At 64.3% G+C, this 15,658-nt stretch carries 9 protein-coding genes; 2 read left to right on the plus strand and 7 right to left on the minus strand.

From position 1 onward, the window contains the following. The first annotated feature begins 140 nt into the window (after positions 1–140). Together ACYVII_RS12195 and ACYVII_RS12200 are read left to right on the plus strand one after the other, a co-directional pair. Positions 141–4,823, plus strand: coding sequence for an RHS repeat domain-containing protein (locus ACYVII_RS12195; protein ID WP_460535346.1), 4,683 nt, complete (start codon positions 141–143; stop codon positions 4,821–4,823). A gap of 961 nt (positions 4,824–5,784) precedes the next feature. Next, positions 5,785–6,147, plus strand: a complete 363-nt coding sequence (locus tag ACYVII_RS12200) for a hypothetical protein (protein WP_460535348.1) — start codon at positions 5,785–5,787, stop codon at positions 6,145–6,147. Positions 6,148–6,751: 604 nt separating this feature from the next. On the opposite strand, the gene ACYVII_RS12205 is transcribed toward ACYVII_RS12200, so the two are convergent. The 7 genes from ACYVII_RS12205 to ACYVII_RS12235 all read right to left on the minus strand — a co-directional run bounded on the left by ACYVII_RS12205 (position 6,752) and on the right by ACYVII_RS12235 (position 15,559). After that, positions 6,752–7,852, minus strand: a complete 1,101-nt coding sequence (locus tag ACYVII_RS12205; protein ID WP_460535350.1) for a substrate-binding domain-containing protein — start codon at positions 7,850–7,852, stop codon at positions 6,752–6,754. 118 nt (positions 7,853–7,970) lie between these two features. Continuing rightward, positions 7,971–9,296 carry a multiple monosaccharide ABC transporter permease gene (gene mmsB, locus ACYVII_RS12210; RefSeq protein WP_460535352.1) on the minus strand — a complete coding sequence of 442 codons (1,326 nt, stop codon included), beginning with the start codon at positions 9,294–9,296 and terminating at the stop codon, positions 7,971–7,973. After that, on the minus strand, positions 9,293–10,816 hold the full coding sequence (gene mmsA / locus ACYVII_RS12215) for a multiple monosaccharide ABC transporter ATP-binding protein (RefSeq protein ID WP_460535451.1): 1,524 nt from the start codon (positions 10,814–10,816) through the stop codon (positions 9,293–9,295). Before mmsA ends, mmsB begins: the two co-directional genes overlap by 4 nt. Before the next feature lie 291 nt (positions 10,817–11,107). Next, entirely contained in the window at positions 11,108–12,352 is a 1,245-nt protein-coding gene (locus ACYVII_RS12220) for a sugar ABC transporter permease (protein ID WP_460535354.1), read from the minus strand. 5 nt (positions 12,353–12,357) lie between these two features. Next, positions 12,358–13,254 (minus strand): sugar ABC transporter ATP-binding protein, encoded by an 897-nt coding sequence (locus ACYVII_RS12225; protein ID WP_460535356.1) that lies wholly within the window; start codon positions 13,252–13,254, stop codon positions 12,358–12,360. Beyond that, positions 13,251–14,348, minus strand: a complete 1,098-nt coding sequence (locus tag ACYVII_RS12230) for a sugar ABC transporter substrate-binding protein (protein ID WP_460535359.1) — start codon at positions 14,346–14,348, stop codon at positions 13,251–13,253. The genes ACYVII_RS12225 and ACYVII_RS12230 overlap by 4 nt, the downstream gene beginning before the upstream one ends. Next, complete coding sequence (locus tag ACYVII_RS12235; protein ID WP_460535361.1) at positions 14,345–15,559, minus strand: ROK family transcriptional regulator; 1,215 nt, start codon at positions 15,557–15,559, stop codon at positions 14,345–14,347. The genes ACYVII_RS12230 and ACYVII_RS12235 overlap by 4 nt, the downstream gene beginning before the upstream one ends. Positions 15,560–15,658 lie beyond the last annotated feature (99 nt).

Below are 15,658 nucleotides of genomic sequence, written 5' to 3' on the forward strand. Positions count from 1 at the left end.
CGTGCACCCAGGCGTGGCGGTGGAATCTGGACTACGTCGTGGACACCCACGGGAACGCTGAAGCGTTCTACTACGACGCGGAGACGAACAAGTACGCGCAGAACGGTTCCGGGGCCACCACCTACATTCGCGGTGGTCAGGTGGCGGAGATCGACTACGGCCTACGTGCCGGGAACCTGTTCGGCTCAACGGCAGCGTCGGACAAGGTGGTGTTCGGGTACGACGGCAACGGGCGATGTGCGTCCGGGTGCTCCAGCGAACCCATCGCCTCACCCGCATCGACTCCAGCGACGCCGGCGAACTATCCGGATGTCCCGTTCGACCAGTTGTGCACCGGGTCTTCGTGCACGGCCTCGCAGATCTCGCCCACGTTCTTCACCGACGGCATGCTCGACACGGTCACCACCGAAGCCTTGAACAGCAGCAGTTACAGCTCGGTGGACAAGTGGACGCTATCGCACTCCTTTCCTGCGCCCGGGGATGGCACCAATGCCGCACTCTGGTTGACGCAGGTGGTGCACAGCGGGGAGGTCGGGGCCACTCCGATCAGCGAACCCCCGACCGTGTTCACCGGGGTGACGATGCAGAACCGGGTCTGGGTCATCGACGGACTCGTCCCGTTGGACAAGTGGCGCATCTCGTCCATCCAAACCTCCCTGGGCGCAGTGATCAGTGTGAACTACTCATCACAGCAGTGCACGCCTGCTCAGGCTGCTTCGATCGAGGCGAACCCGCAATCGAATACCGAACGCTGCTTCCCGCAATGGTGGACACCACAGGTAACCCCGCCACAGGCGGCACAGGAAGACCTGTTTCACAAGTACGTTGTCACCTCCGTAATCGTTGACCCGAAAACCGGCGGCGGCCTGGACCAAACCCAGGAAACGGACTACGTGTACGGTACACCGGCGTGGCGGTACGACAACTCGCCACTGGTGCCGGCCAAGAACCGCACGTGGAGCGTGTTCGCCGGATACAACACGGTCGAGGTCCGCACCGGCGACAGCCAGTACCATGACCTGCAAGGCGTGACGGACTATACGTACTTCCAAGGACTGGACGGCGACCGGGCAACCAGTTCAGGCGGCACGAAGTCTGTGTCTGTCGCCTCGGGTGTGCCGGACTCGCTGTGGTTAGCCGGCCAGGTCTACGAACAGAAGTCTCTGCTCGGTGTCGGCGGGGCCGCCCTGTCGGACACGGTGAATCACTACTGGGCTTCAGCCGTGACCGCCAACGACGGCACCAACAACTCCAGACTGACAGGTGTCTCTGACAGTGTTGCGACCTCACCGGTGTCCACTGGCGGCAATCGTACGGTGGAGACGAAGACCACTTACGATCCGACCTACGGGTATGCGACGCAGGCGGACGAGATCACGAACGACGCGGGTGCGATATGCACCACCACGAGCTATGCGGCGCCAAACACGGCCGCGTGGATCATCGGCCTTCCCGACGAGGTACAGAAAGTTGGCGTCGACTGCGCCAATCTCGCGTCAGCCACCTACCCGGCGGATGCGATTAGCGACACCAAGACCCTCTACGACGGGCTGGCCTGGGGCGCAGCGCCCACGACCGGTGCAGCAACCAGCGCCCAAGAAGTCGACTCCTACACCGGCCACACCGCGGCCAGCGCGCACTGGGTCACGAACTCCACGACCGGGTATGACGCGCTCGGTCGACCTGTCGCCAGCACTGATGTGCTCGGCCACACCACCACGACCACGTACGCGCCAGCCAATTCGGGCCCGCTCACCCAGAAGACGACGACCGTCACAGCCCCGTTCTCCTGGTCGACGACCGCGAACTACAACCCCGACTGGGGTGTCGAGACCTCCGTCGTCGACCAGAACAACAACACCACAACCGCGACTTATGACGCGCTCGGTCGACGCACCCAGGTCTGGTTGCCGCAGTGGCCGCAGGCATCTCATGCGACCGCACCGTCGATCTCATACGCTTACACGGAATCCCAGACCGCAACGAGCGCGATCGTGACCATGACTGCCACCGCCGGCGGCATGTACCGGGGTGACTGGCAACTGTTCGACGGGCTCGGGCAGCAGGTGCAGGATCAGGTCGCCGCCGACGGCGGTGGGACTGCGGTCTCGTCCACGTTCTACGACTCGCAGGGTCACGCTTATTGGACGGACAACAAGTACTGGACCACCTCAGTAAACCCGTCGACCACGCTGTTCGTGCCGAACAGTGAGTCCGCGATCCCGTCTCAGGTGGTGAACAACTACGACGCCGCTGGACGTGTGTTGCGGGCCGTGACGAATACGAGCAGTGGGGAAGCATACGAGACTGACTACGCGTACACCGACGCGGACCGTGTGGACACGATCCCACCAAGTGGTGGTACTCCGTCAACGAGTTTCACGAACTCGCTCGGTCACCAGACGTCGCTGATCCAGTACTTGTCGGCTGACCTCTCCGGCACAGCGCAGAGCACGTCGTACACGTACACCCCCGCCGGGCAGATGGCGTCCATGACGGATCCGGCCGGGAACAGGTGGTCGTGGTCGTATGACGTGCTCGGGCACCAGACGACCGCGGTCGACCCGGACACTGGCACCACCACATCGGTGTACGACGACGCCGGCAACCAACTGTCGACGACCGATGCGCGTGGACAGCAGCTTTCTTACACGTATGACGCTTTGAACCGGAAGACAGCCGAGTACGCCGGCACCGCTTCCGGGAGCCTGCTCGCGTCGTGGACCTACGACACCGTCGCGAAGGGTCAGTTGACCTCCTCGTCGAGCTACGCCGGGTCCACGCCAGGCAGCCCTGGCTTGGCGTATACGGAATCGGTCGGCGGATACGACGCGGCGTACTCGCCCACGTCGACCACGTTGTCGATTCCGGCCGGAGCGCCCGCATTCGCCGGTACCAGTTACACCACCACGAACACGTATGAGGTGGATGAGCAGAAGGCGACGCAGGTGGACCCTGCTGAGGGTGGGCTGCCGGCCGAGACGCTGCGGTACAACTACAACAGCCTCGGTGATTTGAACGGGTTCCGGGGTATGTCTGCGATCCTGACGAGCACCGACTACACCGCGATCGGTCAACTCGGAGAGTTCTACACCAGCGGCACCTACTTCGGGTACGAAGCGTATGGATACGATCCCGCCTCTGGCTTGTTGACGAACATCAACACCGAAATCCAGACCGGCGGCAACTTCACAAGTGTCAGCAACACCACCTACGGGCGCGACGCGGCCGGCAACGTCACATCGTCGAAGGACTCAGTGACCGGTCAGTCGGAGTGCTTCAGCTACGATCACCTGTCCGAACTGACACAGGCCTGGACGCCGAACAGCTCGAGCAGCTGCTCCACCACACCGGCGACTTCCGTGCTGGGCGGCCCGGCACCGTTCTGGGAGAACTTCACCTACGACACCGCCACTGGGAACAGGCTCACGGAGACGCTGCACGCCACCACCAGCGGTGGGAGCGACACGACGGACACCTATGCGTACCCGGCCGCAGCATCCGCGCACCCGCACGCCGTGTCCACCGTGACGGCGACAGGCGGAACCACCGGTACGAACTCGTACACATACGACCCGGACGGATCGACGATCACTCGCCCAGGCGACACGATCAGCTACGACCCGACAGACAAGCCGACGACAATCGTTACGTCGAAGGGAACCCAGCAGAACATCTACGACGCCTCCGGGAACCTCTTGCTGAGTGTGGACCCGGTGACCGGTGCGACGCTCTACAACGGCGACACCGAACTGCACCAAGCCGGCGGATCCTCACAAGTCTCGGCCACCCGCACCTACACCGGCGCGAACAACACACCTGCCGCAGAACGCGACACCGTCGCAGGACAGACCGGAAATACCCTGTACTGGCTGTTCAGCGACCTCGATGGAACGGTCACCGCCCAAGTCGACTCGGCCACCGGGACGACCGTGCATCGGTACACCGACCCCTTCGGCAACGTTGTCGGAACCGCACCGCCCGGGTGGGCTGATGACCACGGGTACCTCAACAAGGTCGCCGACACTGACAGCGGGCTGAGCTTGGTGGGTTCCCGTGACTACGACACCACACTCGGCAGGTTCACGTCGGCGGATCTGGTGCTAGCGCCCACAAATCCGATTCAGAACAACGGGTACGCATACGCCGGGAACAACCCGGTCACGAACACCGATCCCACCGGGCTCTGCTATAACCCGGCCACAGACTCCCTTACACACGGCGTCAACTGCGGTGGCCACAACACCGGCGCAAACGTCTCCGTCAACGGTGACTACACCCCGGAAAGCGGTACGGTACGGTCCCTCGCAAATCGTGAGACAGACCATATCGTCGATAGCTGGATTTCCGGTAAAGGGCCGCAGAAGATCAATATCAAACCCACAGATCCGTTCGCGCTAGAACTCGAAAACAGTTATGCGTATAGCGTTCTATTGCGCAACATCCGGCAAGAAATTGACAAAAACCACATGCAGACCGGCGATGGTGATTCGATGGACTACTCGGTAGAAAAGCGCCCGTGGCTGTTTGGTCGCGACGTGTGGGTATTTGCAACAAATGGCACGATTGGGAATTTGCCAGAGTCCTTCTTGGGTACGATCAGTTCCGATTACAAGATCGTCTCGAGAAACCCCAATGGTACAGCGACCGTGAAGGTAACGATACGTAACTCGACCACCAATACGTCGGCGACTCGTTTCCCGGGCACCTCGATGTATTTTCTTCCTGCATTGATTGACATGGGGGTGGCGCATGCCGTGACGGGTGAATACGCTGAAAGAGATGAAACTATCACAATATACAGTCAGGTCAAGACCAGGTGACCGAGTCGCGCTACGGCTGGAGAGTGACAAGCACGCTCATCGCGCTCGGTGCGGCGTTGCTTCTAACGTTCACGGCTATTGTCGTGTGGTTTGTTCGCTTAGATACCACCGCGACGGTGCCACGAGAGAGTATGGTTGGCACGTGGGCTGATGACGCTGATGTACTGATGTTGCGGCAGGGGGGACAGTTCGAAGCGACTGGGCCCATATTTCGAAAGCTTGGGCTCCACAAAGGGACATGGGATATGTCCGTCGTAGACGACTTGCCCGGTCCGGTGCTTCACGCAAGTCCTCACACTGGATATCACCTTTACACGCAATATCACTATTGGGAGGTAGGGATTCAGGTTTGTGCAGGCGACCCTGATGCGACACCCTGTATATGGCTGCACAGGACGGGTTAAGGGGATGCTAGCCTCGACCTTTCGTCGGTCGGGTGAGTGGTCGTGTTCGGCGTCGTTGCCGGGGTTGTGGCTGATTCTGGTGTGAGGGTGCGACAACGACCGCTTGGCGCTGCGGTGGCGGGTGTCCAGGGCTCCGGTCGTGGTGGTCGGGATAGGACCGGCTGAACGGGACGGTTCAATGAACGACCTGCAACTCGTCCGGAAACGGAACCGCCGACACGCCCGCTCGCACTTCGTGCGGATGGCAAAGCGTTCGACCAGAATCGTCTCGGATGGCTCCCACTCCCCTGGCTCGGCAGCAAACCCGAGGGCTTCCCGCTCCTCGGCCTCGTAGTTGGCCTCAGCCAGGAGCGCCTCAAGAACGTTCTGCGCAACAAGTTCGACACGAGTCGCCTGGCTCGACACCGACTTCGTCCTCCTTCGCATGCTCACTGCCCAGCAAGACAAGGAATACGTGTTCGCCGATGTGCTCATCGCCCGCGTCGGCTCGAGAGTGACCGCCGCGCAAGCAGGGATATCCGGACGGCGCGTAGAAGATGAAATATAGAAGGGTCGCGATGGCCGGGCGTACTCCAAAAGAAGACGTTCTGATCGGAGGGCTCGAGGACTGGATATATGCGTCTTGGGTTTCGAATTCGATCTGGGATCTGGTTGCGTCGCAATATCGTCGCACTTTGACAATTGGGTTGATTGCGGAGCTCCTAGTTGAAGGGCTTATGGTTGCCGGCGACGTTGATGATCAAGGTCATCACCCTTGGGCATGCTCCATCGGCGAGGCGATCGAGCGAATTGCACTTGAATGGCTTACGGAATGGCGTGACGAGATCCCGACGCCTGGCGCGGTGGTTTGGTTGGCCAATACTCCGGCTGGAGACGCCATCGCGCGTAACGCTCTGCGACGCGAAAGCGGACTGCCTTGAGTGGGGTCGAGGGCTGCTTCATGGAGTAAGGGAAAGAACCTGGGACGGTTCACAACTGAAACCGAGAACGTTGCCATGAAGTGTCAGGGTCAAGTTGAGGAATTATATGTCGCGGTTAGTGGAGACACCGGGGCGAACTCTTAGCGTGGTATCTCTTATTCTGGGAGCACTTGGTCTTGCTCTATGGCCGTTCGCGATACTTGTCTTTCCAATCGGCTTCCCAATTATAGGCGCATGCACAGCAGGAATCGCGTTGCGGAGGCGAAAGCGCGGAGATTCGTTACCGATCATCGGCATGGCTATTTGCCTACTGGCGATAGCAGCATGCGTAGTCGCGATCGTCCTGACTTATGTGGTTCCGTGTACAGGACACGGGTGCGGGTTAAACTGAACTCGCTGTTCGGTAAGTCATGCCTGATGGGATTATATGAGGCTCTTCGCATTTGGGATGTGGAAGGCCGAGTCGGCGGCGCAGACTACTGGCACCCTGAACCGTCCCGCATGATTCCCGGCACAAAGCCAACGGGACCGGACCGGTGTCGTGATCGCCGATGCAACGGGGCCGCCCGCGCGAACGCGGACGGCCCCGATGTGACGCGCGAGCCTACTGGTTGGCGGTGGCCAGCTGCTCGAGGGTCGAGTTGTTGGCGTACGCCTTGACGGCGTTCTCCTTGGTGACCAGCACCGGCGTGAGCGGCTTGTACGGAACGGTGATCGTGCCGTTGTACGCGTTCGCCTTGTCGTTGTACACGACACCGGCCGGCTTCTTCTTGCCGGCGGCGAGGTCGTCGATCAGGTCGACCGCGGCCTTCGCCTCCTCGTCGGTGTTCTTGTAGATGGTCGAGTACTGCACGCCCTTCATGATCAGCGGGATCGACGCGGTCTCGGAGTCCTGACCGGTCACGACCGGCACGGGAAGACCGGCCTGCTGAACGGCCGTGATGATCGAGCGGCCGAGCGTGTCGTTCGGGGAGAGAACGCCGTCGAGCTCGGTGCCGCTGGAGTACGTCTTCGTGATGATGTTGGTCATGCGGGTCTGGGAGTTCTTCGGGTCCCAGTTGTCCGTCTGCACCTGCTGGAAGGATGTCTGCCCCGACGGCACCTTCAGCTCGCCCTTGTCGATCAGCGGCTTGAGCACGCTCATGGCACCGTTGTAGAAGACCTTGGCGTTGGCATCCGTGTTCGCGCCGGCGAAGATCTCGATGTTGTATGGACCGTTCGGCTTCTTGGCCTTCATGCCGTCCAGCAGCGCCTGAGCCTGCAGCTGACCCACCTTGTAGTTGTTGAAGGCGGCGTAGAAGTCGACGTTCTTCGTGTTGAGGATGTTGCGGTCCCACGCGATGACCGTCGCGCCGGCCTTCTTCGCCTGGGCGACCTGCGTGCCCAGCTGGCTGCCGTCCTGCGCCGCGATCACGATGACCTTGTCGCCCTTGGTGACCATGGACTGGATGACGTTCTGCTGGTCGGCGACGCTCGCCGAGTACTGAACGTCGGACTTGAAGCCGGCATCCTTCAGCGCCTTCTCGAACGACGCCTTCGCGAGCACCCAGTTCTGCGAGGTCTTCTGGGGCAGGGCGACGCCGATGGTGTCGCCCTTCTTCACCTCGGAGCTGGCGGAGTCGGAGCTGGCGCGGGACGAGCATCCGGTCAGCGCCACACCGGCAAGGGCCACGGCCGTGAGGCCGATGAGCAGTTTCTTGCGCATGTTGTTCCTTCTTGTTGTGAATTGCAGGGCGGCCGGTGGGGCCGCTCTTCTTCGAAAGCCGTCCGTTGCCTCTGGACGGCGCACGTACATGGATGCCTGCGACGAGCCCCGCAGCGGCCTAAGACAGGGTGTCGACCTTTTCGACCTGCTCACCGGCGGGCTTGGCGATGCCCTGCGGCTGCGCCTCGATCGCCTCTTCGGTGGCGGTCGACTTCTTACGGCCGATGCCGATGCCGCGCAGCAGCAGGCCGACGATCGACGGCCGGCCCTGCGTCTTGTTGTAGACGTCGAACGCGACGGCGGCGATGAGTACCAGACCACGGATGATCGACACCCACGAGCTGTCGAGTCCGAGCAGGGACAGGCCGTTGGAGAGGAAGGCCATCACGAACGCACCGATGATCGAGCCGGCGACGGTTCCGACGCCGCCGAAGATCGCGGCGCCGCCGACGAAGACCGCGGCGATGGCATCCAGCTCCCATCCGGTTCCGTCGAACGGACCGGATGCCTGCGCGTTGCCGATGAACACCATGCCGGCGACCGCGGCCAGGATGGACATGTTCATCATGAGCAGGAAGTTCACTCGGCGGGACTTCACACCCGACAGCACAGCTGCGCTGGGGTTGCCGCCGACCGCGTAGATGTGACGGCCGAACACGGTGCTCGAGGTGAGGAAGCTGTAGAGCAGGATGAGCAGTCCGGCGATGATGCCGACGATGGGGAAGCTCGTGCCCACGCGGCCGGTGGCGAACAGGTACGTGGCGAAGATCGTGACACCGCAGAGCAGGACGAGCTTGACGACGCTCACCCACACCGGCTGCAGCTGCGCGCCCATCTTGACGCGCTTGCGGCGGTCGTGCAGCTCCTTCCAGATCAGCGTGACGATCACGATGAGGCCGAGGATGAGCGTGGGATTGCTGTAGCCGAAGTCCGGTCCGAAGTCGGGCAGGTATCCGTTGCCGATCCAGTTGTAGGACGCGGGCGTGGGCACAGCCGTGGAGTTGCCGACCACCTGGTTCGCACCACGGAAGATCAGCTGACCCGCCAGCGTGACGATGAACGCGGGCACGCGCACGTAGGCGACCCAGAACCCCTGCCATGCGCCGACGAGCGCTCCGACGACGAGGCCGAGAAGCATCGCGACTCCGGCGGGAAGATGCCAGACGGCCATCGACTGTGCGACGACGACGCCGACGAACGCGGCGACCGAACCGACCGACAGGTCGATGTGGCCGGCGATGATGAGCATGACCATCCCGATCGCGAGGATCAGGATGTACGAGTACTGCTGCACCATGTTGATCACGTTCGTGGGGTCGAGCGTGTAGCCGCCGGTCCAGATCTCGAAGACGAGGATGATCACGACCAGCGCGATGATCATGCTGTACTGGCTGATTCCGCGACCCCCGGTCAGGGTGCGCAGGCCTTGGGAGAACTTGCTCATGCTGCTTGTCCGGTCTTTCGGGTGGAGGTCATGCTGACCATGAGGGATTCGGGGTTGGCCTCTTCTGCCGGCAGCACGTTCGTGATCTGGCCCTCGAAGATCGTGTAGATGCGGTCGGACATGCCGAGCAGCTCGGGCAGCTCGGAGGAGATCAGCACGATCCCCTTACCCTGCGCGGCCAACTGGTTGATGATGTTGTAGATCTCGTACTTGGCGCCGACGTCGATGCCTCTCGTCGGCTCGTCGAGGATGAGCAGGTCGGGGTCGGTGAACATCCATTTCGCCAGCACGACCTTCTGCTGATTGCCGCCGGAGAGCTTGCTCACGCCCTCGTCGACCGAGGTCGCCTTGGTGCGCAGCGCCTGCCGGTATTCCTCGGCGACCTTGTACTCGAGCAGGTCGTCGACGACGCCTCCGCGCGAGATCTTGTCCAACCGTGCCGAGACCGTGGCCCGCTTGATCGTGTCGAGCAGGTTCAGCCCGAGCGTCTTGCGGTCCTCGCTCACGTAGCCCATGCCGTGCTGGATCGCCTCATGCACGTTCGCAACCTTGATGCGCCGGCCGTCCTTGTAGATCTCACCGCGCAGGTACGTGCCGTAGCTGCGCCCGAACACGCTCATCGCGAGCTCCGTGCGCCCAGCGCCCATGAGGCCCGCGAACCCGACGATCTCTCCGCGTCGCACGAAGAAGCTCTCGCTCTTGCACACCAGGCGCTCCGGGTCGACCGGGTGCTGCACCGTCCAGTCGCGCACCTCGAAGAACGTCTCGCCGATGTTCGGCGTGCGCTCCGGAAAGCGGCTCTCCAGAGAGCGCCCGACCATGCCGCGGATGATGCGGTCCTCGTCCACGCCGCCGGCGGCGACATCCAGGGTCTCGATGGTCTTGCCGTCACGGATGATCGTGATCGAGTCGGCGACGCGCTCGATCTCGTTCAACTTGTGGCTGATCATGATCGACGTCATCCCCGACTTCTTGAAGCCCAGGATGAGGTCGAGCAGGTGCTGCGACTCGGCCTCGTTGAGCGCCGCGGTCGGCTCGTCGAGGATGAGCAGCTTGACGTCTTTGTGCAGCGCCTTCGCGATCTCCACGAGCTGCTGCTTGCCGACGCCGAGCGTCTTGATGGGTGTGTCGGGGTCTTCCCGAAGGCCGACCAGGTCGAGCAGCTCGCGGGCGCGCTTCTGCGACGCGACCCAGTCGATGCGGCCGAACCGGGTGATCTCGTTGCCGAGGAACAGGTTCTCGGTGATCGAGAGCTCGGGAATGAGCGCGAGCTCCTGATGGATGATCGCGATTCCGGCGGTCTCGCTCTGCTTCGTGCTCGAGAAGCGAACCTCGTCGCCCTCGAAGACGATCTGGCCCTCGTACGTGCCGTAGGGGTAGACGCCGGACAAGACCTTCATGAGCGTCGACTTGCCTGCGCCATTCTCGCCGCAGATCGCGTGGATCTCGCCGCGCGCCACGGTCATCGTCACGTCCGAGAGTGCGACCACGCCGGGGAAGCGCTTGGTGATCTCGCGCATTTCCAGAATGGGGGCGGTTGCCACGGATGATCCTCTCGCTGTGCGGGGCGAGGCATCCGTGCGTCAGCTCTGACTGCCTGACGCGGGGGGTCGACGCCCTCGTCCCGTGGTGCTGCGGCCGTACCGGCCGCTTCGTGTTGCCTCGGGTGCGGCAACGAAACGCCACGCTAACACAACTGCGTTCATGTGTTGAACACAAACGCGAAAATGAGCACGCTACGAGGTTCGCGGCTGAACGCAATCAGGTCTAGGCGAGCGCGCGCGGCCCGCGAAATGCACGGTATTCGCGGGTTATGCACGCCCGTGAGTCGCGCGCGAGCGTCTGGAAAGTGAATCCACGATGACGGCGAGCAGCAGCACGGCCCCGGTGATGATGTAGCGCACCGAGGCGTCGAGGTTGAGCAGGGTGAGCCCGCTGGAGATGGCCGAGATGACGAGCACGCCGAGCACGGCGGACCATGCGCTGCCCCGCCCGCCGAACAGGCTGGTGCCGCCGATGATCGCAGCGGCGATGGCGTTGAGGTTCGTGTCGGCGGATCCGGTGAGCGTGGTCGCCGAGCCGAGACGTGCCGCGGAGAGCACGCCGCCGAGCGCCGCGAGCGCCGAGCAGATCACGAAGGCCGTGATCAGGGTGCGGGTGACGGGCAGGCCGGCGCGGCGCGCGGCATCCACGTTCCCGCCGACCGCGAAGACCGATCGGCCCCACCGCGTGCGCCGCAGCAGATACGAGACGACCACGACGAGCAGAAGGAAGAGCACCGGCATGATCGCGGTTCCGCGGTCGAGCGAGAGGTACCAGACCACGATGCAGAGCGCGATCAGCAGCGACGCCGCCTTCACGATCGTGACCGACGGATGCTCCGCCGGCAGCTGTGCGAGCATCCGTCTGTGCCTGCGCGCCAGCCCCGTGCCGAGCACGGCCAATGCGGCGACGCCCACGATGATGTACGCCACCCACGGCGGCAGGAACCACGTGTTCGCGAACTGGACGAGCGGGTCGGTGAACGGGATGTTGATGGATCCGCTCGGCCCGAGCAGCGCCAGTTGCACCCCGAGGAACGAGAGCAGCCCGGCGAGCGTGATCAGGAAGCTGGGCACACCGAAGCGGGTGAGCAGGAACCCGTAGAACGCGCCGATCGCCGCGCCTGCGGCGATCGCCGCCAGCACGCCGACGATCATCGGCCAGCCCAGCCGCATCGCGAACACGCCCACCACAGCGCTCGCAAGGCCGCTGACCGAGCCGACCGAGAGGTCGATCTGCGCGACCAGCAGCACGATGACCGTTCCCAGCGCGATGACGCCGAGCGGAGTCGCCTGCAGCGTGAGGTTCACCAGGTTTCCGGGCGCCAGGAACCGCGGGTTGAAGGCCTGGAACAGCACGGCGATGACGATGAGCCCGAGCACGACGGGGAGGGAGCCGAGCTCGCCGTCGCGCAGCCGGCCGAGGAACCCGGATGCCATGTCGCGCAGCGTGTAGGCCGCCCCCGGCTCCGCCTGGCCGCGTGCCGGCCTGCGCGGAACTGCCGCGCGATCCATCGCGTTCATCGGCCGCCCCCACCGGGGAACGGAGGGTCGCCGCTCTCGTCGCCTGCTCCAGCATCGCCGAACGGTCCGTCGAGGAGACGATCGCGTGGATCGTCTTCCGGGGTTCCCTCCTCGAGGTTCAGCACGCCCGTGATCGACGCGATGATGTCTTCGTAGCTCAGGTCGGGCGCACGGAACCGGCCGTTCACACGCCCGAGCCGCAGCACGATCACCCGGTCCGCGACGGCTTGCACGTCGGCCATGTTGTGGCTGATCAGCACGACGCAGTGCCCGCGGTCGCGCAGCAGCTCGATGAGGTTGAGCACCTCCGCCGTCTGCGCGACGCCGAGTGCGGCGGTCGGCTCGTCGAGGATGACGACGCTCGGCTCCCCGATCAGCGAGCGGGCGATCGCCACGGTCTGACGTTGGCCTCCGGACAGCGTCGCCACGGGCATCCGCACCGAGGGAATGCGTGCCGACAGCTGCCGCAGCAGTTCCCACGAGCGCTGCTCCATCGCCTCCTCATCGAGAGGCCCGTTCCCGAGCTCCTGCCCGAGGAACAGGTTCGCGACCACGTCGAGGTTGTCGCAGAGAGCGAGATCCTGGAACACGGTCGCGATACCCAGTTCGCGGGATGCCGCCGGCGTCGGGATCGAGACCGTGCGGCCCTCGTAGGCGATGCTGCCCGAATCCGGCGGGTGCACCCCGGCGAGGATCTTCACGAGCGTCGACTTGCCCGCGCCGTTGTCGCCGACGAGCGCGACCACCTCGCCGCCGTAGAGGTCGAGGTCCACATTGCGCAGCGCCTGGATGTGCCCGAACGACTTGCTGATGCCGCGCATGCTGACGACGGGTTCGAGCGCTCCCGCCAGCCGGGCGGCATCTGCGCTCAATCCAGCGTCTCCCCCGCTCATGAGATGGCGTGCTCCTTGCAGTAGGTCTCGTACGCGGGCGTGCAGATCTCGGCGACGGTGTGGAACCCGCTGTCGATCACCACCTTCTTCACGTTCTGCAGCGTCACGGTGACCGGCCTAAGCGTCACGGTCGGCACCGGCTTGCCGGAGACCTTCGTGGTGGTCGTGCCCTTCGGATGCCCGCCGCGCACGATCGTGAGGGCGGCATCCGCGGCGATCTGCGCCTGCTGCCTGATCGGCTTGTACACGGTCATGTACTGAGTTCCCGCGATGATGCGCTGCACGGCTGCCACCTCGGCATCCTGCCCCGTCGTCGGCGGAACCGGGCGCACGCCTGCCGCCTGCAGGGCGGCGATGGCGCCCTGAGCGAGGCCGTCATTGGCCGCGTACACACCCGTGATGCGGGTGCCGAACTGCGTGATCTGCCCGGCGACCCAGGTCTGCGCCTCCGATCCGGCCCAGTCCGGAGTGTCGTACTCGGCCAGCACCTTGTAGCCCGACGAGTCGATCACCGAGTGCGCGCCATCTTTGTAGGCGCGGGCGTTGTTGTCGGTCGGAGATCCGTTGACCATGAGGATGCCCGACCCGGCGGGCACGTTCAGCTCGCGCAGGCGGTCCACGAGTGCCTGCGCCTGGAGCACTCCCACCCGCTCGTTGTCGGCGGAGACGAAGAACGACAGGTCGGGGCTGTCGATGATGCGGTCGTAGGCGATCACCGGCACGCCCTTGGCGACCGCCTCGTTGACGATGGATGCCGCAGCCTCACCGTCGACGGCATCCAGAACCAGAACCGCGACTCCCTGGGCGAGCATCGACTCGGCCTGCTGCTGTTGTCGTGCTGCGTCGGCGGAGGCGTTCTGGTACGCGACGCTGCAGCCCGCGCACTTGTCGTGGATGCGTGCCTCGAACGCCGGCCGGTCGGCCGATTCGTAACGGGTGTTCGTGGAGTCGGGCAGCAGCAGCCCGATCGTGGCGTGCGCCGGGTCGATGGCGGCGTGCGAGGTATCGCCGGGCGCCACCGCGTTGGAACACCCGACGAGGGCGAACACGCAGGCGGCGACCGCGAGCAGCGAACCCGCGCGGAGCGCCTTCATTCCGCGATGTCCTCCACCGGTGTCGACTCGTCGGACTGGATTTCCTCGGGCTGAATGGAGACGCGGTCGACCGCCAACGCGACGGCACCCATGGCGGCTGCGCCGGGGCCGAGCTGGCCCTGCACGATCTCGGGTGCGAACGTCGTGCCGGCAAGCACGGCCCGCTCCACCTCGCGGCGCATGGGGCCCAGCAGCAGCTCTCCCGAGCGACCCAGCTCGCCGCCGACGACGATGCGTTCCGGATCGAGCAGGTTGCAGAGATTGCCGGTGGCGACACCGATGGCGGTGCCGGCGTCGGCGATGGCGCGGACGGCATCCGCATCGCCCGACATGGCGCGCACGATCACGTCTTGCAGCTTGATGCCGCGGTTGCCGGCCTGAAGCTTCTGGATGATCGCGCTTCCGCCCGCGATCGCCTGCACGCAGCCGCGGTTGCCGCACTCGCACACCGGGCCGTCCTCCTGGATGACCGTGTGCCCGAGTTCGCCCGCCATGCCGGCGTGTCCGGAGTACACGCGTCCACCGAACACGAGCCCGGCGCCGATGCGGTCGCCCACGTCGATGAAGACGACGTCGTCTTTGCCGCGGGCGGCGCCCAGTCGCAGTTCGCCGAGGGCGGCGGCGTTGGCATCCGTGTCGACGAAGACCGGTCGTTTCAGTCGCTGCTGCAGCACGTCGGAGACCTCGACGCCGTCCCATCCGCGCAGAATGCCGCGCCGTGCGATGCGCCCGGTGCGGCGGTCGACAGGTGCCGGGAGCGCGACACCGACCGCCAGCAGGTCGAGCATGCCGGCACCGGCTGACTCGAGCATGTCGGCCAGCAGGAGCATGACGCGGTCGAGCTCGTTGTCGGCTCGGTGGTCTTTCGCGAGCGGCATGTGCGACTCGGCCACGACCGTGTAGGCGACATCCGAGATGGAGATGCGCAGATGGCGCGTGGAGAAGTGAACGCCGGCGACGAGGCCGAGCGCGTGCGCCAGCGTGACGTGCTGAGCGCGGCGGCCGCTGCGGGTGCCAGGTGCGGTGTTCAGCACCCCTGCGCCGCTGAGCTCCTTGACAATGTTGGAGACGGTCGCGGGGGAGAGACCGGTGAGCCCCGCGAGCTCGATCTGGCTGAGCCCTCCGTACTTCTTGACGGCGTCGACGATTCGGCCGCGATTGGCTTCACGAAGTGAAGTCTGCGACCCCGGCGTTCGACGGGCGGCTACCACGGATTCACCCTACGCGATACCACCTCTGCACGGGCAGGGTGAACACCTATGAAGTGTCGCCATGTGATCAGCAGAAGACGCCGCGCGCCGGTGGCTTGT

Source organism: Humibacter ginsengiterrae (assembly GCF_054780115.1).

Excerpts from the sequence above, each read along its gene's own strand:
- ACYVII_RS12200 (WP_460535348.1), top strand. The coding sequence starts at position 5,785 with ATGGCCGGGCGTACTCCAAAAGAAGACGTTCTGATCGGAGGGCTCGAG.
- ACYVII_RS12205 (WP_460535350.1), bottom strand. The coding sequence starts at position 7,852 with ATGCGCAAGAAACTGCTCATCGGCCTCACGGCCGTGGCCCTTGCCGGT.
- mmsB (WP_460535352.1), bottom strand. The coding sequence starts at position 9,296 with ATGAGCAAGTTCTCCCAAGGCCTGCGCACCCTGACCGGGGGTCGCGGA.
- mmsA (WP_460535451.1), bottom strand. The coding sequence starts at position 10,816 with ATGCGCGAGATCACCAAGCGCTTCCCCGGCGTGGTCGCACTCTCGGAC.
- ACYVII_RS12220 (WP_460535354.1), bottom strand. The coding sequence starts at position 12,352 with ATGGATCGCGCGGCAGTTCCGCGCAGGCCGGCACGCGGCCAGGCGGAG.
- ACYVII_RS12225 (WP_460535356.1), bottom strand. The coding sequence starts at position 13,254 with ATGAGCGGGGGAGACGCTGGATTGAGCGCAGATGCCGCCCGGCTGGCG.
- ACYVII_RS12230 (WP_460535359.1), bottom strand. The coding sequence starts at position 14,348 with ATGAAGGCGCTCCGCGCGGGTTCGCTGCTCGCGGTCGCCGCCTGCGTG.